Here is a 20,864-nt window from a genome sequence, read left to right as displayed (position 1 = left end):
AAGGTCGCTTTCTGTCACTAAGGTAGAGAGACCTACTTTAGAGGGTTTGTTTTATTTTTAGCGAAAGAATATAGTCATGATGAGTATTGAAAAACAAGCGGCAAAACGTCACTATTTGCTGCGGAAATTAAAGTATGAAAAAATTATTGCTACCAGCCTAGGTGGGGCTTTGGCGATTGCTTTGCTCGCCTTTTTGTCACATGATCAGTCCTTTTTAATCCCTCCTTTTGGCGCTTCTTGTGTGATTGCTCTGGTAATTCCTGATAGCGCCTATGCCAAAGCGCGCAGTATTGTGGGCGGCCATTTTTTAGCGAGTTTAGTAGGGCTTATTGTGTTTTCTCTTGGGGGAGGGGCTTGGTGGTGCTACGGTTTAGCAGTGGGGCTTGCTATGTTGGTGATGCAGCTTACGCGTACATTGCATCCGCCAGCAGCGGCTGATCCTGTATTGATCTTGGAGCAAGGTCCGCTCGATTGGTCTTTTTTAATATTCCCTATTTTGGTAGGAACAATGATCCTCGTTCTGTTTGCTGCTAGCTACCGACGCTATTTTTTACCGCAGCGTACGAAGGAGCGGAATAAGCAAGTTTTTTTGACAAATGAGGGGAATAAAAGTAAAATAAATAAAGTATGATATTTCTTATCAGGCATGCTATGAGCGTGCTTTTTTTATAGTCCTGTCGTTTGGGATTTATTGTAAAGGGGGCTTCTAATGGTTATTGCAATTATTGACGGCATGGGCGGCGGCTTGGGAGTGCAGCTTGTGACACAATTGAAAAATCATAAACTTTCTGATGTAGAAATCATTGCCCTAGGAACAAATGCTTTAGCTACTAATAATATGGTGAAGGCTGGGGCTCATCGCGGCGCAACTGGAGAAAATGCTATAGCTGTATCAGTCAAAAGAGCTGATATCGTAGCTGGGCCGATTGGCATCGTCATCGCTGATGCCCTTATGGGTGAAATTACACCGCGGATTGCTGCGGCTGTTGCTGCAGTTGATGCCAGGAAAATTCTTGTTCCAGTCAATCAAAATCACTTTGAAATTGCCGGTTTAGAAACGCGGCCTATGACCTATTGGATTAAAGAGGCTGCGAATCGAATTGTGGCGCTTTGCCAGTAAAGGAGCTTGTCAATGGTATCACTTGAGAATAAAGTGCGCTTTGTTGAGACTGATCTTATGGGTGTTGTTCATCATTCCTATTACTTTAACTGGTTTGAGATGGGACGAGTCGAATATTTGCGGCAAGCTGGAATTTTGCTCAATGATCTTCTCGCGCAGGGGATCGTGTTTCCGATTACGAATGTGTCTTGTAAGTACCGCGCTTCCGCTCGGTTTGATGATGTAGTTTTGATTCAAACTACATTGAAGGAAGTTTCGAAAGTAAAGATGATTTTTACTTACGAAATTATTAAGGAAGCAGGCCACATTTTACTTGCCACTGGGGAAACGGAGAATGTGTTTACGAACGAAGCGGGAAAAATTATTCGACTGCCAGTCCTTTATTATGAGCGCTTAGTAGCAAGCCGTTTAGAAAAAAATGAATAAGAAAAGCTAATTTACCGAAAACAATAGTAAAATGGAGGCTTTATTGTGGATGCTTTGATGATCATTTTGCTGCTTATTATTCTATTTATTGCGGCAGTTTGGCTCTATATCGCCCGACAGGGAGATGCCGAATTTGTTTTTTTAGTGGAAGAACATACTCCTTGGATCGTAGAAGATCTTGATGATAGATCTGTTACCTTTACGGCCAAAGTTCCCTTTATCAATAAAGGGCGGCAGGGTGGTACAATTATGGATGCTTATACGCGCCATTTGTTGCCTTGTGAACAATATGATGCTGTTACTGTGCAGTCTCAACTTACGAATGAAGCTATGTTCCGAACTGACGGCTATTGGGAGTCGGTCATTGTTACGCCCAATGAGGGCGGGCGGGCCATTGTTACTGTGAAGCTTACGGCGAAAGAAGGAACGATTCAGACGGCTATGACCGATATGGTGAATATGCCTGTAGAAATTGTATATCAAATTGTAGCCCGCAGTGATTGGTATATTACCAAGAACCGGCTATTGTTTGTAGCGGAAGAAGCCCGCGAGGCGCTGAAAAATAAACTTGCTGCAGTGCAAGGCGAGTAAGGCCGAAAGGGGAGAAGAATCATGGAAGAGTTAGAATTAATACCAGTTCGGACGAGAATCTTAACCGATAGCGATGATATTGTTGATGTGATGGAACGTTACGCGAAAGAGCAAATTGGTCCTAATGATGTAATTACGGTGGCGGAAAGTGTTGTAGCAATTACACAAGGGCGTATGACGCGGCCGGAAGAGCTAAAACCTTGTTTTTTAGCTCGTGTGTTATGTCGGTTTATTCCGCAAGAAGGCAGTATGTCCAGTGTATATGGCATGCAGGCAGTTATGGATGTAGAAGGCAAGTATCGCGTATTGTTTGCGATGATTATAGGAATTTTAGGCAAAATGATTGGCAAGAGCGGTGTCTTTTATAATATGGCAGGACGTCAGGCTGCTTTGGTTGATGATGTAACAGGGACGATGCCGCCTTTTGACAAGAGTATTGTTTATGGTCCGGCTGATGCAGATCAGGTGGCTCAAAAGATTAAAGACCGACTTGGCTGTTATGGCGCTGCCGTAGCCGATGTCAATGATTTGAAACGATCGCTGATTGTAGGCACAAGCCAAGGACTGACAGCTGACAAGCTGGCAAAAATTTTAATTGATAATCCTTTTGGCAATGCCAGCCAGAAGACGCCGATTGTAATTATAAAAAATTACGCGCAAGCTGCCGACAAAATTTGAGTAGCAAGTAGATTTGTTTGAGAGACAAATTAGGTAGTGCAAAAGGGGAGGCTTAGGCTATCCTCTTTTTGTCATTTTAGGTTATACTAAAAAGATAAAGTAAGATGTAGGAGGTCGTTATGTCACCAATCGGTATGACCACAACAGTGCCTGTGGAAATTATCCTAGCTTCCGGTCGGAAGCCAGTTGATTTAAATAATATTTTTATTACCCATGATAATCCCAATTCTTATTTGGAGACTGCGGAAGAAGCTGGGTTTCCCCGCAATTGCTGTGGCTGGATTAAGGGCCTTTATTCGGTTGCTTTAGAGCAGGACGCGATTCAAGAAGTGATAGCCGTTACTCAAGGAGATTGCAGCAATACGCAGGCGCTCATGGAGACATATCAGCTAGAGGGAATTAAGACAATTCCTTTTGCCTATCCTGAAGATCGTGATTATGATATGCTGAAACTGCAAATGGAAAAGCTAATCAGCGCCTTAGGCACGACTTGGGATGCAACGTATGAAGTGAAAGAACGCCTAAAGTCAGTACGGGAAAAACTCGTTGAACTAGATCGTCTTACCTGGGAAACGAATCAAGTAAATGGTTTTTATAATCATCTCTATCTTGTTTCCAGCAGTGATTTTAACGGCGATGTAGGGGCGTTTGAGGCAGAGCTTGATACCTTTTTAGCGGAAGCGAGGAGCAAAAATCCTTATGAACAAAAGCTTCGCTTAGGTTTTATTGGCGTGCCGCCGATTATGCCCGAAATTTATGATTATGTCGAAACGCAAGGCGCCCGTGTTGTATTTAATGAAGTGCAGCGGCAATTTTCTATGCCGAATCAAGAAAATGATCTTGTCGAACAGTATCGTCGTTATACCTATCCCTATGGTGTTTTTCCCCGCTTAGCCGATATCGAAGAGCAGATTGAGCTAAGGCATCTCGATGGTTTGATTCATTATGTGCAGAGCTTTTGTTTTCGGCAGATTGAAGATATTATTTTTCGAAAAAAATTGGAGATTCCCATGCTGACCATTGAGGGAGATCGGCCGGGAAAGCTGGATGCGCGGACTAAATTACGCCTAGATAGTTTTTTAGAGATGCTGAAGTGAGGTGAAAAAATGATTTGTGGAATTGATTTAGGCAGTCGTTCTGTCAAAGTTGTGATTATGGATCAAAAACAAATTGTTCATAAAGCCCTTTATGAAACAGTTGCTTTCTATCGTCAATACGGCAAGCAAGTAGATGGTGAGCTTGTTGTTGATTTTGCTGCGCTAGGATTTGCCGATGTAACCAAGGTTGTAGCCACAGGTTACGGTCGAAATACGTTAGCGATTGCCAAAGCTACGGTGATTCCCGAATTGAAGGCCCATATGCTTGGCGCTATTGAACAAACGGGACTCCAAGATTTTACGTTACTCGATCTTGGCGGTCAAGACAGTAAGGTGATTAAGGTCCGTAAGGGAAAAATGCTTGATTTTGAGACAAATGATAAATGCGCTGCTAGTACGGGGCGTTATTTGGAAAATATGGCGACGGTTTTACAAATTTCCTTGGAAGAACTGGGGGATTATGATGAGAACCCTGTAGAGCTTAGTTCAACTTGCGCTATCTTTGGGGAATCGGAACTCATTGGCCGCATAGTCGAAGGTCACAGCACGGCTTCTTTGGCGGCAGGGGTGAATGCTTCCATTGTAAAACGAATTCGCCCGTTGCTTATCACTTTAAAAAGCCCCGTTTTAGTTTTTACTGGGGGAGTCGCTTGGGGTAAAGCTCTTGCTCGTATGTTAGAAAAGGATTTGGACGTTTCTGTTGTGATTCCGGCTGAGCCGCAGTTAAACGGTGCTATTGGCTGCTGCGTGTATGGCCGAGAGCAGTAAAGAAGGAAGGGAATAACCGTGTGGTTAGGCATTGATGTTGGCGGAACCTTTACAGATGCAGTTTTAGTTTCAGACCGAAAAATTGTTGCAAAGAGTAAGGCAGCGACGACGCATCAAGACTTATTACAAGGGGTGTTAACGGCTCTAGATGCAGCTATTGCCCATATCGCTCCAGAGGAAATTTCCCGTGTCGCCCTCTCAACAACGGTTGTCACCAATGCAATTGTTGAAAATCGGCTTGATCCGGTACAACTTGTCTTGATGCCTGGTCCGGGCATGAATACAGAAGGACTGTTTCCGGTAAAGCCATATGTAGCTGCTGGCTATGTGGACCATCGCGGACGCGTAGCTATGAAGCCGGAGCAAACGGCCTTGCTCGCTGATCTTGGTCCGATCACCGGTAAATCATTTGCCGTAGCCGGTAAATTTGCCGTGCGTAATCCAATGAATGAGGAATGTGTCGTCCAGTGGCTGCGAGAAAAACAGGCCAAACATGTTACCGCCGCCTCTACGGTCAGCGGTTCTTTAAATTTTGTCCGTCGTGCCAATGCGGCTTACTATAATGCCGCCTGCTATGATCTGTTTAATGCTTTTGCCGATTCGGTGGAAGCAGCCCTTGGCAAGCGTTCGATTGCGGCGCCTGTTCATATTTTAAAGGCCGACGGTGGAACGCTGCCGCTGGCTGTTGCTAGAAAGTCGCCAGTCGAGGCTGTGTTTACAGGTCCCTCTGCCAGCGTACTTGGTATTATGGCTTTGGCGCCAGAAGGCGAAGACGCTATTTCGTTAGATATTGGCGGAACCACAACGGATATTGCTTTATGGCGCAAGGGGCAGGCGCTTTTTGCCCAGCGTGGGGCCAAGATAGCAGGTTATGCTACGTCAGTGCGCGCTTTCCGGCTCCGTTCAGTCGGCATCGGCGGCGATAGTTACGTGCGCCGTGAAGCTGGTGAAATGAAAGTCGGCCCTGTGCGTAAGGGACCGCCTATTGCCGTAGGGGGGCATGAGCCAACCTTATCTGATGCCATGATTGCAGCGCAACAGATGGTTTTTGGGAATGAAGCGGCTGCTTGTCAGGCGATTATGAATCTGGCCATTCCCGGTCAGAGTCTTTCGGAAGTGGCTGCTGAGATTATGACTGTTGCCGCTGCGACGATTCAGGAAGCTATCGCGGCAACGATTGCCGAAGAAGAACTGCAGCCTGTTTATACAGTCAATGACTTGATTCATCCTGATCCGTTTACACCGAAGACAATTTTGGGCGTTGGCGGGGCGGCGGCTGGTCTGATTCCTACAGTGGCGCAACAGTTTGATTTACCTTACCTTGTGCCGGAATATGCTGAAATTGCCAATGCCGTTGGAGCCGCTGTTTCTCGGCCGACAATGGCGTTAACGCTTCGCGCCGATACTGAGGCTTCCTATTATACGATTCCTGAACTTATGCGGAAAGAAAAAATTGACAAAAAGAATTTTTCTCTTGCCGATGCGCAAAAAATAGCGAGAGAAGAATTAGCGCGCCAAGCTGCAGCGGCAGGTATGGACGCATCCAACATAGAGGAAGTGTATCAAGAAGAATTCAATATGATTCGAGGCTTTCAGACTGTGGGAAAAATGATTTCCTGCCGAGAACAGATCAAACCGGGCGTTTTGCTTTCTTTGCAACGTCACAAGGAGGCTGGCAGTCATGAATAAACTAGGACTTGTTTTTTTCCCAGCTTTTGATTGGGCCATTACGCCGACTCATCCCGAACGGGAAGAGCGTCTGTTATATACGCGTGATCAAATTGAGGAAGAAGGGCTGCTTGATCTGCCCAATATTATCGAATATCGGCCGGAGCTTGCTACGCTGCGCGATTTAGAGCGCGTTCATATTGGTGTTCCTTCTGTAGCCGCTCATATTAAAGAAGCTCATCTGGTAGCGGCAGGCGGCGCAATTACAGCAGCAAAAGCCGTTTATCAGGGAAAAGTGGATCGCTCCTTTGCTTTGGTACGACCGCCAGGACATCATGCTATGAAAGTGGTTCATGGTACGCGAGGGTTTTGTACTGTTAATATGGAGGCAATTATGATTGCCCATATGCGGCGGCATTTTGGCATTAAACGTGTGGCGATTGTCGATACGGATGTACACCATGGCGACGGAACGCAAGATATTTTTTATCATGATCCTGATACGCTTTTTATTTCATTTCATCAAGACGGTCGCACTCTCTATCCAGGAACAGGCTTCGCAAATGAACTAGGTAGTCCGAGGGCTTTTGGCACGACCATTAATTTACCTTTGCCGCCGGGAACGGATGATGTGGGGCTGCATTATGTGATTGATCAGCTTGTTTTGCCAATGCTGGAGGATTTTCAGCCGGAGCTGATTATCAATTCCGCCGGGCAGGATAATCATTATAGCGATCCTTTGGCAAATATGGCGATTACCGCCCAAGGTTATGCGCGACTGGCTGAAAAGTTAAATGCTCATATTGCGGTACTAGAAGGCGGGTATTCCATTGAAGATGCCCTTCCCTATGTGAATGTTGGGATCATTTTGGCTATGGCCGGTCTTGACTATAGCCGGGTCATCGAACCAGATATTGCTGCCAAACGAGGGCGCTCGGATATGGCTTACCTCAAGAAGTTAGTAGCTGATCAGACGGCGATTTGGCGAGCCAGAGACGAATTAAGAACGGCTGAAATGAATAAATGGGGCGATTTTTTTTCACGGCGTAAAAATATTTATTATGATGACAGCGGCATTCGCGAGCAACAACTAGAAAAGGTACGGCTTTGCCGTCATTGCCGCTCGTTTATGACAATTGCTACAGAAGCTGAGACGAGTTATTATGACAGCCAGAGCGCTTTTGTTGCTGTAGTTGAGGAAGACGCTTGTCCGGCTTGCCGACAAGAAGCCCGTGAAGCCGTTTACAAGGCCAAGCAGGAAGAGCGCTATGAGCATTATTTTATTCAGGATAAGCGCGATGATATATTAGAAGAATTATAGAATTAAAGATGGATGAGACAATAGATACAAAGCGAGGGCGGTTAGTGTGGCAAAACAAGAAATTGTAGTAGCAAGTAAAAATAAGGGAAAGATCAAGGAAATTGCCGAATATTTTTCGCATCTTCCCGTAACAGTCCTCGCACTAGATCAGTGCGGTGATTTTGGCGAAGTAGCAGAAGATGGCGCAACTTTTTTAGCCAATGCCACTAAGAAAGCCGTCGAATATGCCAAACAGACGAAGAAATTCTGTTTGGCTGATGACTCCGGCTTAGAAGTGGATGCGCTGCAATTAGCGCCGGGAGTTTATTCCGCTCGCTATGCCGGCGAGCAGGCCACGGACGCACAAAACAATGAAAAGCTACTTCATGCTTTGAAAGGTGTGCCAGAGGAGGCGAGAACGGGACGGTTTCGCTGCAGCTTGGTACTGGCAGGTCCTGACGGAGAGGTTCTGTTGACAGCAGACGGCGTTTGTGAAGGTCTTATTTTGCAGGCGCCGCAAGGGAGTGGCGGTTTTGGCTACGACCCTCTCTTCTTTGTACCAGAGCTGGGAAAGACGCTTAGTGAAGTGTCCATCGAAGAAAAAAATCAGTTAAGCCATCGCGGTCTGGCTCTTAAAGAAATGGCGCATAAATTGGCGGCGATGTTTCCGTGAAAATAGGAGTCATGAGTGATAGCCACGGCAATCGTCTGGCTATAGAAAAAGCGCTTCAGTATAGCGGCCCTGTTGATATGTGGCTTCATTGCGGCGATTACAGTCAGGATATAGATTTCTTGTTGCAGTGGACTTCTGTGCCGACTGTAGCCGTAGCAGGCAATACCGATGGTTGGACGCAAGCGAAATATGATGAGTTTCTCGAAGTCATGGGCAAGCAGATTTGGTTAACCCATGGTCACCGCTATCATGTGAAGCAGGATTTAACAGAACTTTTTTACTGGGGCACACATTATGAGGCGGATCTTATTTTATTTGGGCATACTCATAGCGCTTTTATGGAAAAAAATGCCGGACGTCTCTATTTGAATCCAGGTAGTGTCGGCTATCCTCATCGCGGCGAGAAAGCTTCTATTGCCGTTGTTGAGATTGCCGGGAATGAGTTGACTGGAAAAATCATAACCTTTGATATGCCGTAAGAAAATAAAGGGCTGGAGAAAACTTAAAGTCAAGTTTTCTCCAGCCCGCTTTTATGAATTGTTGGGACTCGATTGGTTTGAGAGGGACCGCTTTATTTAATGGGAATTTGATGAGACGGAGCTGTAACTTTTTCTTTTTTCGGTAAAATTACGAAGAGAACGCCATTTTTAAATTCGGCGCTAATCTCATTCTCTACCACATTATCAATATAGAAACTTCGTTGAAATTGACCAAACTTTCTTTCGCGACGGACATAGCCATCGTGGTTTTCTTCGACTTTTTCAGCCCGGTTGGCAGCGATTGTCAGATAATGATCTTTGTATTCAAGCTGGATTGCTTCTTTGTCGATACCGGGAAGATCGGCTTCGATCTGATAAGCTTCTGGCGTTTCCTTTAAGTCAACTCGGAAGGAAGTGCCAAATTGATTGAAGGGAGCAAAGAAATCTTCATCAAAGAAGTTGTCAAGGAAATTGCTGAAATAGTCGCCGCGTTTTGTTGGCATTGCTGTTTTTTTGAAAGGAACCATGTCAAACATAAGATCAACCTCCTTAATTGATTGCTTTTTCTTTATGGCTTTAGTATAAACTAAAGGTCAGTAAAAGTCTAATTAGCCAAAAGGTCAAATTTGTTTTTCTCGGATTATTAATGGGAAATATACAAAAATATTTTCTTTTTTCTTGTTTTTTTGCAAGCTATCAACTTCATTTGATTTTACCTTTTCCTTTGACAGTGGTACTATTTCTGCCTATAATAAAGAAATATGTTTAAAGAGAGAATGATTATCAGCTATATAAAGATGGGAGAGAGCTCTGTGAAATTGGCACTGACTCCTAGTATGGAGAATTATTTGGAAACCATTTACGGGCTAGGCCTAGATGGCCAAGAGGTTCGTGTTAAAGATATTGCTGTAAAGATGAAAGTTCGAATGGCCAGCGTAACAGGTGCGTTGCAAAATTTAGCCAAGCACGGCTTGATTTTCTATTTGCCTTATAAGCCGATTCGTCTTACCGAACGTGGCGCCGAGCTGGCATTATGTATTGCCAATCGCCATAAGATTCTTACCAGCTTTTTAAAAGATACGCTGGGCGTGGCTCCCGCTGTTGCCGAAGAAGACGCCTGTCGTCTAGAGCATGTTTTAAGCCGCGAAACCATGGCTGGTTTACTAAATTTTATGGTAGAGCATCATTTTATTAGTGATGGCGAAAAGACATCCATTGACTATTGGGAAGACAAAAAAGGCTCGGATAGCAAATAAATGTAACCTTTCGATGAAAAAATACGGAAAAAGAGTTGACAGTATGAGGTAAAAGAACTTATACTAGGGCCAAAACAATTCAATAATGATGCTATGATAGAGGAGCGGAAAATGAAGAGTATGCTTTTGAGCGGGCCGGCGATGACGGAGCAGAAAGGCATTTCCGCCGAAGTGAAAATCCCTGGCTGGGGTTTTTGCTGGTTTGGCTTTGAAGAGGAGTCAAACTGTCATCCAAGACCGGATGGAGTGCTATCTTGCAAAGCTTAAGTTTATACTAGGCGGTTGCGGGGAGTTCTCAGCGACCGCTATATTATTTTGGGTATATCCCGCTAGGAGGATCATTCATGTCAGAAAAAACACTGCCCTTTTCTCGCGAACAACTAGAAGCGATTGTAAATCAGTATCCTACGCCTTTTCACATTTATGATGAAGCGGCGATTCGCGCCAATGTACGTCGATTTTTACAGGCCTTTTCCTGGGCCCCAGCTTTTAAAGAATACTTTGCCGTCAAAGCGGCGCCGAATCCCCATATTATGGCTCTTTTAAAAGAAGAAGGCGTTGGCGCCGACTGCAGCTCTATGGCTGAGCTTGTTTTATCAGAACGCGTTGGTTTATCAGGCGAAGACATTATTTTCACCTCTAATGATACGCCGCCGGCGGAATTTCGCAAAGCTCGTGAACTTGGCGCTATTATTAATCTTGATGATATTACTCATATTGACTTTTTAGAAAAAGTAGCATCAATTCCTGAAATCATTTGTTTTCGTTACAATCCGGGACCGCTTATGGAAAGCGGCGGTAATACCATTATCGGTTATCCCGAAGAAGCGAAATATGGCTTGACGAAAGAACAGCTGTTTACAGCCTATAAACGCATGCAGGAAAAAGGCGTAAAACGGTTTGGCCTTCATACGATGGTTTGCTCAAATGAATTAGATCCGTCTGGCTTGATTGGTACAGCGAATATGATGTTTGACTTAGCTGTCGAACTAAAAGAAAAATTGGGCATTTCCCTTGAGTTTGTTAATTTAGGCGGCGGTGTCGGGATTCCTTATAAACCGGAACAGCAGGCGATCGATTTAGAATATTTAGGCCAGGAAGTGAAAAAGGCTTATGAAGCTAAAATCGTAGCGAACGGCTTAGCACCATTAAAGATTGCTATGGAGTGCGGTCGTATGATCACAGGTCCTTATGGCTACTTAGTGACAACAGCGATTCATAAAAAGGAAATTTACAAAAATTATATTGGCTTAGATGCTTGCATGGCCAACTTGATGCGTCCGGCTCTGTACGGTTCTTACCATCATATTACTGTCGTTGGCAAAGAAACAGCTCCGCTTGACCACATCTATGACGTAACAGGCTCATTATGTGAGAATAATGATAAATTTGCTATTGACCGAGCTTTACCCAAAATTGATATTGGCGATTTACTCGTTCTTCATGATGCTGGTGCACATGGCCATGCTATGGGCTTCAATTATAATGGAAAACTTCGTTCCGCTGAGCTTTTGTTACAGCCAAATGGCGCAGTCAAAATGATTCGCCGAGCAGAAACACTTGATGATTATTTTGCAACACTTGATTTAGAGGCTCCTTCTGTGCAGCAGACAGCTGCTGCAACGGTAAAATAAATTTTTTAACAGACAAAATGAAAGAACAAGCAAAAAGAAGGATTCTTTTTAGCTTGTTCTTTTTTCTTTACCAATATTCGCTAGAATGTTACAGTATAAGTAGTGGACTTTGGCAGAGCAAGAAAATAACCGCTCATTGAGCGGTTAGATCGCTGTACCTGCATAAAGTCAAGTCAGCTTTGTTTAAAATTCAATAGCACTTACATTTGTAGTATATGCGAAAATAAGCATTATGATGTTGCCAAATGATTAAATTTTTGTTAATTTGCGGACTAGACCCAAAACAGAAATAAGGCGGTGTAACTTCGTGCTGGAAAAAGTAGACTTGAAAAAAAAGCTAGACAAAGATACGTATCGTAAGGTTGTTTCTGAACTAAGAAAAAAAGTCGGTCTGCTGCAACGGCAGGCTCGAGATTTACAGATTCCGGTTATTCTCGTTTTTGAGGGCTGGAAAGCCGCAGGCAAAGGAACCTTAGTTAACGAATTGCTGCAAGCGCTTGATCCCCGGGGCTTTCAAGTTTTTGCAATTCATGAGCCAAGCGCCGAAGAGGCGGCGCGATCTTATTTCTGGCGGTTTTGGACGAAAATTCCGCCGAAAGGACGCATTGCGATCTTTGACCGCAGTTGGTACCGCCGTGTTTTAGTAGAAAAAGTTACGCAAACAGCAACAGCAGAGCAAGTAGCGAATGCCTATCAAGAGATACCTTCTTTTGAACGGCAGCTTGTAGCTGAGGGCGCTGTTATGATCAAACTTTTTTTGCATATAAGTCGTAAAGAGCAAAAAGAAAGGCTCGAAAAGCTAGCGAGCGATCCTGCTTCAGCCTGGCGGGTTACCGCAGAAGATTGGGAGCATCATAATGCTTATGAAAACTACTTGCAAGCTGTGGAAGTCATGCTGGAAAAAACGGATACAGATGCGGCGCCTTGGCTGATTGTCGAGGCAACTGACAAGCGGTTTGCTACTGTGAAAATTTTGACAGCTTTTGCGCAAGCGTTGGAAGAAAAAATTGACTTGATTCGACGCGAGCAGGAACAGAAAGCGAGTGTTTTGTCGGATACTCTACCTACTGTTGATCCCTTATTTACGGCAGCACAGTTTGATCAAAAACTGTTGAAAAGCTCTATGTTGAACGAAGTGGATCTGTCTTTAACGATCGATGAGGCGACGTATCAGGAAAAACTTAAGAAGTATCAGGAAAGAATTCGTGAAATTGAATATACTATCTATACGAAAAAAATGCCGGTACTTATTGTTTTTGAAGGCTGGGATGCCGCCGGTAAAGGCGGGGCGATTCGCCGCTTGACGCAACATATGGACCCGCGGGGCTATACGGTTGTGCCGATTGCCGCCCCAAATGATGAAGAAAAAAGCCATCATTATTTGTGGCGATTTTGGCGAAGCATGCCCAAGCAGGGGCATATTGCCATTTTTGATCGTAGCTGGTACGGTCGGGTCATGGTTGAACGTGTGGAAGGGTTTTGCCGTGAGGAAGAGTGGCGCCGGGCCTATCGGGAAATCAATGAAATGGAAGAGCAATGGGCTCATTTTGGCGCTCCCATCATTAAATTTTGGCTTCATATCAGTAAGGAAGAACAAAAGCGCCGCTTTGAAGAACGGCAGTCGACGCCAGAGAAGGAATGGAAGATTACTGGTGAGGATTGGCGTAATCGTGAAAAGTGGGAACAGTATGAAACGGCAGTTGATGAAATGTTTTTCCGTACAAGCACTTCCTATGCTCCCTGGACCATTGTTGAAGCCGAATCAAAGCCTTATGCTAGGATTAAAGTCTTAAAAACTGTTTTAGAGACAATTGAAAACAAATTATGACATGGGAAAACAAAATAAGCTATTTTTAAAATTTACAGAATAATTTTTCTTTAAAAAAGAGCGTTGATAAGGTAAAAAACCTATTCGACAAGAGGAAAAAGCTAAGCTATAATCAAAGAGGTTGTACGATTAGGAGGGACAAGTATGGGATTTCGACTGAAGCCGAGAGACGGGAATTTTTATGAATATATTGCCGAGTTAACTGTGCTTGTGCGGCAAAGCGCCGATATGTTGCTTGAGGCAATGAGTCATCCGGAACAATTAGCTGATTTATTCAGTAAAGTGGATGATTTGGAAAAACAGGCCGATAAAGTGACGGATAAAATTGTCGGACGTCTAAATGATACGTTTATTACACCGCTTGACCGAGAAGATATTTATGCCTTGGCGCAAAAAATCGACGATGTCATTGATGGTGTCCAAGGAATTGCCGAACGAATGACTCTTTATAATGTAAACAGTGCTTCCGAAGGTGCGTTGCTTTTAGCGGCTCTCGTAGCGAAAAGCGCGAAGCAAATGGAGCGGGCCTGCTCTTATCTGCCGGATCTAAAGGAAAAGCGGCTAAAAATTGAAGCGCGCTGCGGTCGCATTATTGAACATGAATCCGAAGGCGATCGATTATATCGACAGGAAATGGCCAAACTATTCCGCGAATGTAAGGACCCTATCGAAATCATCAAGTGGAAAGAGATACTCATGCTTATGGAAGACGCTCTTGATGATTGTGAAGATGTAGCCGCCTTACTTAAGGGAGTTTTGTTGAAATATGCCTGATTTATCGATTGTTTATGTAGTTGTCTTTTTCGCATTAGCCTTTGATTATATTAATGGGTTTCATGATACGGCGAATGCGATCGCGACGTCCGTTTCGACGCGAGCCTTGAAACCCAATCATGCCATTATTATGGCAACGATTTTAAATTTTTCCGGAGCGCTGTTTAGTACTGGCGTAGCCAAGACTATTGGCGGCGACCTTGTTCGTTCAGCTGACCTAATCAATCAACCTATGATTGTGGCGGCCCTAATTGGCGCCATTGGCTGGAATTTAATTACATGGTGGTACGGTATACCTAGCAGCTCTTCTCATGCTTTAATTGGCGGTGTCATTGGCACTGTCGCTTTAAATAGCGGTTGGGATGCTTTGAATGCTGTAGGGATTTTCAAAATTGTTTTATCTTTAATTTTATCGCCAGTGATAGCTCTTATTTTTGGTTATTTTATTATGATTATCCTGTTGTGGCTTTTTGGCCGCTTTGCTCCATCAGAACTGAATCATCGCTTTAAAAAGATGCAGTTACTATCGGCTGCTTTAATGGCTTTTTCTCATGGTTCCAATGATGCGCAAAAATCCATGGGGATTATTACACTAGCCTTACTTAGTGCCGGATATATTCCAACCCTGGATGTACCGACATGGGTTAAGTTTTCTTGTGCCGCAGCCATGGGGATGGGAACAGCGGTTGGCGGCTGGAAAATTATTAAAACCATGGGCGGGCGTATTTTCAAACTGGAACCGATTAACGGTTTTGCTGCTGATTTGAACTCGGCTATTGTAATCTTCTCTGCTACATTGCTTCATTTGCCTGTAAGTACGACCCATGTAGTAGCTGGTTCAATTATGGGGGTTGGCAGCGCGAAACGAGTGAGCGCTGTTCGTTGGGGCGTTGCCAGACAAATGCTTACAGCTTGGGTTCTTACGATTCCGTTGAGTGCTGTAACGAGTGCCTTGATTTACCAAGTTGTAATGATTATGTGGCCTTAATCTATTCGATTTTCTTATTTTGTTTAAAATGCAGAAAAATTCTGTTTATGGGTTTATATACCTATTGCAATTCTTTTCTGATCATGATACTATATCATCAATAGATCTCCTGTGATGTGCGTTAACTTCCTATATGTTCAACCTATGCAATATGTTCGGGATTCCGGTGTTAAAGAAAATGTTAAGCCCTCGTGGAAGGGACAACAAACACTTTAGTCAGGATGCCCACCTGCGAAGAGCGGGCTTTGAACATATGGAAGGACGGTATTACGGGTTCTTATTAAAGAAAGAGCAGAGACGAAAGTCTCTGCTTTTTCCTTTTCTCATTTTATATAAGGTTCAAAGCCAAACAGGTCGTCTCATTCAATTAGAACGAGGCGGCCTGTTTTTTTCTATTTATTCGCTGCTAGAAACTCTTATAAACTTTTTTAGCAGCGCCGCACACGGGACAGTGATCAGGAACTTCATCTAGGATGGTGTGGCCGCAGATCGGACAAACATAGACAGCGTCAAATTTCATATCTTTGCCTTTTTCAGCCAGTGTTTGAGCATCTTGGAATAATTTAGCATGAATTTTTTCTGCTTCTAGGGCATAATGAAAGGATTTTTCAGCGCCGCTTTCGCTTTGAAAGTGAGCTGCTTCTAAGTAAACCGGATACATTTGTTCGACTTCATGGAGTTCGCCGGCAATTGCGCCTTTGAGATTTTCGCTTGTTTTGCCTACGCCGAAAGCTGCACCTGCTGTTACTGCGGCATCGCCTGTTAAGTTACCCATTTCATGAAAATGATTGCTGGCATGTACTTGTTCCGCATAGGCAATGCCTTCGAATAAGCGGGCAATGTGGGGAAGCTTTTCTTTTTTAGCAATCTCGCCCCAAATGAGATACCTCATATGGGCCATACTTTCGCCGCCATAAGCAGAGTGGAGAAAATCAGCAGTCATTGCATTTTTTACAGCCATTTATAAATCCCCTTTACTAAATATTTTCTTCCTCTTCATTATATACGAAAGTTTTTTCTATTATCCTGCTGCACGAACGTTCTTGTCATAAAAAGAAGATATTATCCTGAAAAAGAAATCACAGGAAAAGTTGCCAAAACATACTGATATAAAAAAAGATGAAAAAGTATATAACTTTTTCAATTAAATTGATATAATACAAGCTGACTGTATAGTCAATTTAAGGAGGGTGCGCTGTGATGCCAGGAAAAAATAAAAAGAGTATGTACATCGTACTCGTTATTGCATTCGTGTGTATAGTGCTTGCTAGCTACCGTGTTTATGCGAATGTGGCGGCAAGTAAGAGTAAAGAAACGATGAATAATGCATCTAAAGCTGTTACCGTTGTGGTGGCAGATGTATCGCGGCGCGATATGGCGCCGCAAGTGGAATTTTCCGCTTCGCTAGAGCCAGTCTGGTTAGCTGATATTGCCGCCAAAGTGGATGGCCGGTTAGATAACTTGAAGGTCAATGAAGGGGATATCGTTGCTGCTGGTGACTTATTGGGGTCTTTGGAAACAAGTGAGCTTTCCGCGCAGATATTTCAGGCCCAAGGGAATCTGGCAGCGGCGGAAGCGGCGTTAGATCAAGCTGATGCTGATTATAATCGCTACAGCACGTTAGCGGCTCAAGGCGCTATTTCAGCTCAGACTATGGATAGTGTAAGAACGAAGAAAAATGCTTCTTTGGGGCAGGTACAAGCGGCGCAGGGAGCTTTGGCGTTGCTGCAGGAGAAAGTAAAGGAAGCATCGATTCTCGCGCCTAGTCAGGGCGTGATTACGAAACGGTATTTACAGGCAGGGACTTTTGTTCGCTCTGGTACGCCCATTGTGGCTATTGCCGATGTATCAAGCCTTGTAGCTAAAACGACGATCGGTGAGGGGCAAATTGACGGAATTATGGTAGGAACGCAAGTGAAAGTCAAAGTGGATGCTTTGGGCGGACAAGAATTTATGGGCGCAATCACTCGAGTTTCCCCTGTAGCTCAGCTCCCGTCCCGTACTTTTTCCGCTGAAGTTACGATACCGAATCCAGCGGGAGCATTAAAAGCCGGCATGTTTGCTAAGGCTACGCTTCCTACTAAGATTCATCAGGCGGCGCTTGTTGTACCAGAAAGTGCTCTCGTTATGAAAGAAGATCAAAAAACAGTTTTTGTAATTGATGGTGAAAATCGTGCGCGCCAAAAGACGATTACTGTAGGATATGTTGGCGATGGTTGGGCGGAAGTGCTTTCCGGTCTTGCTGAAGGTGATCAAGTCGTAAATGGGGGCCAGAATAAAATTAAGGATGGTGCGCTAGTTACTCCATCCAAGGAGGCGGCTGGTCAGTGAAAGGGATTGCCGTTTTTATTAAGCGACCAGTTTTCACGGTAATGCTAGTCGCTTTGCTTGTTGTCTTTGGGGTGCAAGCTTATCCGAAACTAGGCATTGATTTAAACCCTGATGTGGACTTTCCTCTGGTGAGTGTGAATGTAAGCTATAGCGGCGCATCGCCGGAAGAAATGGAAAGTCTAGTTACAAAACCAATTGAAGATGCCGTAAGCTCTGTGGCTGGGATTAAAAACCTATCTTCAGTGACCAAAGAAGGCCAATCACAAACAACCATTGAGTTTGTCTTTGGAACCGATGCGAAACTGGCGGCCAATGAAATTCGCGAAAAAGTTGCAGCGGTGCGTAAACGTTTGCCTAGTGATGCTGACGAGCCTGTTGTACAGCGATTTGATATGAATGCGGCGCCGATACTGTACTTTAGTTTATCTTCTGACAGCCGCAGTCCTGGTGAGATCCGGAAACTTGCTGTTGATGTAGTCAAAGATGCTTTGGCCCGGCAAGATGGCGTTGGCGATGTAACTGTTTCGGGGGCCTCCGATCGAGAAATTTCGGTACAAGTTGATAGTAAACGGTTGGCTAGCTATGGAATTTCGCTGAATCAGATCATTACGGCCATTGATAATCAAAATCTAAACGCTCCTGGCGGTCATGTTGTTGATAAAGGGACACAACTTACTGTCCGGACGGTAGGCAAATATAAGAGTGTGGCCGATATTCAAAATGTAATTGTAGCAAATTCGGACGGTCATCCGGTCCGCCTAAGCGATGTGGCGTCAGTGAGCGACAGTTGGCAGGAAGAAACGGTTATGGCCCGTACGAATGGTAAACCAAGCGTGATGATTTCTGTGCAGAAGCAATCAGGAACGAATACAGTAGATGTAGCGGATCGGGTGAAGGCCGCTGTGGAAACCCTTAAACCGCTTTTGCCTAGTGATGTGACCATAACGGCAACCAGGGACAGCTCTACCTATATTCGCAATAGTGTGGATGATGTTATGGTTTCCATTGTTTTTGGCGGACTGTTGGCTATTTTCATTACCTATTTATTTTTACAAAATAGCCGGGCCACGCTAATTGCTGCTATTGCCATCCCTACTTCTGTTATATCTACCTTTTTCTTAATGCGCTTGATGCATTTTACTTTGAATAACATGTCTCTTATGGGGCTAAGCCTTGCTGTAGGGATTTTGATTGATGATGCGATTGTTGTTATTGAAAATATATATCGTCATCGCGAGCAAGGCAAATCGCCGCTGGATGCAGCGAGAGAAGGAACCGGTGAAATTGCCTTAGCGGTTATGGCTACGACTTTTTCGATTTTAGCTGTTTTTGTGCCGGTTGGTTCTATGGGAGAAATTGTTGGGCAATATTTTAAACAATTTGGCCTTACTGTAGCCTTTGCTGTGGCTTTTTCACTGTTTGTGGCTTTTACTTTGACGCCGACGCTTTCAGCTTATTGGCTGAAAATAGAGTCAAATGATAGAGCTTCTTTGCAGGGTGTGAGACGGTTGGTGCAGCGGGGACTTGACTGGTGGGAGCAAGGATTTTTAGCGTTGCAACAGTCATATCGCCAGGTTTTAGCATGGGCCTTGGATCAGCCGAAAAAGGTTGTTGCTATCGCCGTAGTATCGCTTGTGGCAAGCGGCATGCTGTTACCCTTCATCGGTACAGAGTTTCAGCCTACCTATGATTCTGGTGAATTTAATGTTGTTATGACGGCGCCGGCAGGTACTTCTTTGGTAAAAATGAATGAACTCGTTAAGCCCATTGAAGAAGCTGTACTAGCGATTCCGGAACGAGAAGTTTCTTTTATCACGATTGGCGCCGGTAGTCAGGCGAATCGCGCGACCATTGGCGTAAAGCTGACTGATGCCAGCGCCCGCTCACGAAGTTTGACACAGATTATGGATGGTTTGCGGCGGAACTTTGCGGGGAATGGACAATTGAAGATCGTTGTTCAGACAAGCCAGGGAGTTGGCAGAGGCGATTCTAGACCGGTGCAAATTGGACTTCGCGGCGGTGATTTGGATGCTCTGCTTAAAATGGCCCAAGATATTTCAGAGAAGATTAAAGCAATACCTGGTACGGCTGACGTGGATATTTCGAGTGAACAGGCTGAACCAGAAGTAGTGGTTTCGCTCGACCCTTCCCGCATGAGTGCAGCCGGCCTTGATGCAGCTACAGCGGCGCAAACCGTTCAGTATGCTTTTTTAGGGGCGACTACGCGCAATCGGTATAATGTGGGCGATACAGACTATAATATTCGCTTGCAGCTACAGCAAGCAAATCGTGCTAGCTTAGAAGACGTAAAAAACCTTCTTGTAGCGACGAAAGCTGGTTCTTTTGTACGACTTGGCGATGTGGCTGCCGTGAACTTGTCGTCAGGACCGACAGAAATTGACCGCGAAGGACGCCAGCGAGAAGTGATCGTCTATGCCAATGCGGTAGGTGTGTCCTCTGGTGAGATCATTAATAAAGTAAAAGCGTTGTTACAAGAGGTAAATTTCCCTACGGGCTATTCCTATAAATTTGTCGGCCAAGCGCAAACCATGCAGGACTCTTTCCGAGAAATTGCCATAGCTCTGTTAATGGCTGTGATCTTAATCTATATGGTGCTTGCCGCTCAATTTGAAAGCTTTATTCATCCTTTGACAATTATGCTGTCCTTACCCTTTTCTTTGACTGGGGCGATTTGGGCTTTGCTGCTGTCAGGAAAAACGCTCAATATTATGTCCCTGATCGGCGTAATCATGCTTATGGGGCTTGTAACGAAAAATGCGATTTTACTTGTTGACTATACAAATCAGCTTGTAAAACAAGGTGTTTCCCTAAAAGATTCACTATTAGAAGCAGGAACCGTGCGATTGCGGCCGATTTTGATGACAACGGCGGCTATGGTATTTGGCATGGCTCCAGTGGCGCTAGGAATTGGCGCTGGTGCGGAACTTCGCCAATCCATGGGGGTTGTCCTCGTAGGTGGGTTGCTGACTTCAACACTGCTGACGCTGTTGGTGATTCCTGTTGCTTATTTGACGGTGGATAATTTGGCAAAAAGAGCCATAGTAAAATATCAGGCAAAATGGAAAGTTTAATCATTTAGAAGTTTATTGCGAGGTTGTCTCATTGATTTTTAGTGAGACAACCTCATTTTTTGTACTAAATATAAAATATTCTAATTATTTTAGGGGGTTTTTGTCCATTCGTGATTGACAGGCAAAGCGTTTTATAAGATAATAGAAGTAGATAAATGAAT

20 protein-coding genes, 1 other RNA gene and 1 riboswitch are annotated in these 20,864 nt (G+C 44.3%); of the genes, 19 read left to right on the top strand and 2 right to left on the bottom strand.

Features of this window, described 5'->3' with window-relative positions:
• The first annotated feature begins 76 nt into the window (after positions 1–76).
• The 11 genes from AC0NJP_RS10760 (at position 77) to AC0NJP_RS10710 (ending at position 8,800) form a co-directional block, all read left to right on the top strand.
• On the top strand, positions 77–631 hold the full coding sequence (locus AC0NJP_RS10760; RefSeq protein ID WP_474699775.1) for an HPP family protein: 555 nt from the start codon (positions 77–79) through the stop codon (positions 629–631).
• 78 nt (positions 632–709) lie between these two features.
• Positions 710–1,120, top strand: coding sequence for a DUF3842 family protein (locus AC0NJP_RS10755; RefSeq protein ID WP_474039860.1), 411 nt, complete (start codon positions 710–712; stop codon positions 1,118–1,120).
• Between the two features lie 12 nt (positions 1,121–1,132).
• Positions 1,133–1,546, top strand: a complete 414-nt coding sequence (locus tag AC0NJP_RS10750; protein ID WP_474039859.1) for an acyl-CoA thioesterase — start codon at positions 1,133–1,135, stop codon at positions 1,544–1,546.
• A gap of 45 nt (positions 1,547–1,591) precedes the next feature.
• Positions 1,592–2,137, top strand: a complete 546-nt coding sequence (locus AC0NJP_RS10745; protein ID WP_474699774.1) for a hypothetical protein — start codon at positions 1,592–1,594, stop codon at positions 2,135–2,137.
• A 21-nt stretch (positions 2,138–2,158) separates the two neighbouring features.
• On the top strand, positions 2,159–2,815 hold the full coding sequence (locus AC0NJP_RS10740) for a coenzyme F420-0:L-glutamate ligase (RefSeq protein WP_474039857.1): 657 nt from the start codon (positions 2,159–2,161) through the stop codon (positions 2,813–2,815).
• A 119-nt stretch (positions 2,816–2,934) separates the two neighbouring features.
• Positions 2,935–3,912, top strand: a complete 978-nt coding sequence (locus AC0NJP_RS10735; protein WP_474039856.1) for a 2-hydroxyacyl-CoA dehydratase family protein — start codon at positions 2,935–2,937, stop codon at positions 3,910–3,912.
• 9 nt (positions 3,913–3,921) lie between these two features.
• A complete protein-coding gene (locus AC0NJP_RS10730; RefSeq protein ID WP_474039855.1) occupies positions 3,922–4,680 on the top strand; it encodes an acyl-CoA dehydratase activase in 759 nt (252 codons plus the stop codon).
• Positions 4,681–4,698: 18 nt separating this feature from the next.
• Complete coding sequence (locus AC0NJP_RS10725) at positions 4,699–6,369, top strand: hydantoinase/oxoprolinase family protein (protein WP_474699773.1); 1,671 nt, start codon at positions 4,699–4,701, stop codon at positions 6,367–6,369.
• Positions 6,362–7,669 carry a histone deacetylase family protein gene (locus AC0NJP_RS10720; protein WP_474039853.1) on the top strand — a complete coding sequence of 436 codons (1,308 nt, stop codon included), beginning with the start codon at positions 6,362–6,364 and terminating at the stop codon, positions 7,667–7,669. The genes AC0NJP_RS10725 and AC0NJP_RS10720 overlap by 8 nt, the downstream gene beginning before the upstream one ends.
• Positions 7,670–7,715: 46 nt before the next feature.
• On the top strand, positions 7,716–8,321 hold the full coding sequence (locus tag AC0NJP_RS10715) for an XTP/dITP diphosphatase (protein WP_474039852.1): 606 nt from the start codon (positions 7,716–7,718) through the stop codon (positions 8,319–8,321).
• 11 nt (positions 8,322–8,332) lie between these two features.
• Positions 8,333–8,800 (top strand): metallophosphoesterase family protein, encoded by a 468-nt coding sequence (locus AC0NJP_RS10710; protein WP_474039851.1) that lies wholly within the window; start codon positions 8,333–8,335, stop codon positions 8,798–8,800.
• 92 nt (positions 8,801–8,892) lie between these two features.
• Here the strand turns inward: AC0NJP_RS10710 and hsp18 are convergent, their stop codons facing one another.
• Complete coding sequence (gene hsp18 / locus AC0NJP_RS10705) at positions 8,893–9,336, bottom strand: heat shock protein Hsp18 (RefSeq protein WP_474039850.1); 444 nt, start codon at positions 9,334–9,336, stop codon at positions 8,893–8,895.
• A gap of 276 nt (positions 9,337–9,612) precedes the next feature.
• Between hsp18 and AC0NJP_RS10700 the strand changes: the two genes are divergently transcribed.
• From AC0NJP_RS10700 to ssrS, 6 genes are all read left to right on the top strand, one after another.
• Positions 9,613–10,056 carry a metal-dependent transcriptional regulator gene (locus tag AC0NJP_RS10700; protein WP_474039849.1) on the top strand — a complete coding sequence of 148 codons (444 nt, stop codon included), beginning with the start codon at positions 9,613–9,615 and terminating at the stop codon, positions 10,054–10,056.
• 89 nt (positions 10,057–10,145) lie between these two features.
• Positions 10,146–10,316: riboswitch (Lysine riboswitch) on the top strand.
• A gap of 84 nt (positions 10,317–10,400) precedes the next feature.
• Complete coding sequence (locus tag AC0NJP_RS10695) at positions 10,401–11,690, top strand: diaminopimelate decarboxylase family protein (RefSeq protein WP_474039848.1); 1,290 nt, start codon at positions 10,401–10,403, stop codon at positions 11,688–11,690.
• Positions 11,691–11,997: 307 nt separating this feature from the next.
• On the top strand, positions 11,998–13,518 hold the full coding sequence (gene pap, locus AC0NJP_RS10690) for a polyphosphate:AMP phosphotransferase (protein ID WP_474039847.1): 1,521 nt from the start codon (positions 11,998–12,000) through the stop codon (positions 13,516–13,518).
• A gap of 144 nt (positions 13,519–13,662) precedes the next feature.
• Positions 13,663–14,292 carry a DUF47 domain-containing protein gene (locus AC0NJP_RS10685; protein ID WP_474039846.1) on the top strand — a complete coding sequence of 210 codons (630 nt, stop codon included), beginning with the start codon at positions 13,663–13,665 and terminating at the stop codon, positions 14,290–14,292.
• Positions 14,285–15,280 (top strand): anion permease, encoded by a 996-nt coding sequence (locus AC0NJP_RS10680; protein WP_474039845.1) that lies wholly within the window; start codon positions 14,285–14,287, stop codon positions 15,278–15,280. Before AC0NJP_RS10685 ends, AC0NJP_RS10680 begins: the two co-directional genes overlap by 8 nt.
• Before the next feature lie 103 nt (positions 15,281–15,383).
• Positions 15,384–15,560: non-coding RNA, 6S RNA (gene ssrS, locus AC0NJP_RS10675), on the top strand.
• A 126-nt stretch (positions 15,561–15,686) separates the two neighbouring features.
• On the opposite strand, the gene AC0NJP_RS10670 is transcribed toward ssrS, so the two are convergent.
• Positions 15,687–16,241: a rubrerythrin family protein gene (locus AC0NJP_RS10670; RefSeq protein ID WP_474039844.1), complete on the bottom strand. Its 555-nt coding sequence runs from the start codon at positions 16,239–16,241 to the stop codon at positions 15,687–15,689.
• Between the two features lie 239 nt (positions 16,242–16,480).
• On the opposite strand from AC0NJP_RS10670, the gene AC0NJP_RS10665 reads away from it, so the two are divergent.
• Complete coding sequence (locus AC0NJP_RS10665; RefSeq protein ID WP_474040067.1) at positions 16,481–17,611, top strand: efflux RND transporter periplasmic adaptor subunit; 1,131 nt, start codon at positions 16,481–16,483, stop codon at positions 17,609–17,611.
• Positions 17,608–20,703 carry an efflux RND transporter permease subunit gene (locus AC0NJP_RS10660; RefSeq protein ID WP_474039843.1) on the top strand — a complete coding sequence of 1,032 codons (3,096 nt, stop codon included), beginning with the start codon at positions 17,608–17,610 and terminating at the stop codon, positions 20,701–20,703. Before AC0NJP_RS10665 ends, AC0NJP_RS10660 begins: the two co-directional genes overlap by 4 nt.
• Positions 20,704–20,864 lie beyond the last annotated feature (161 nt).

This window comes from Pelorhabdus sp. sgz311002 (genome assembly GCF_056134285.1).
This window is presented reverse-complemented; position numbering and strand designations above follow the sequence as displayed.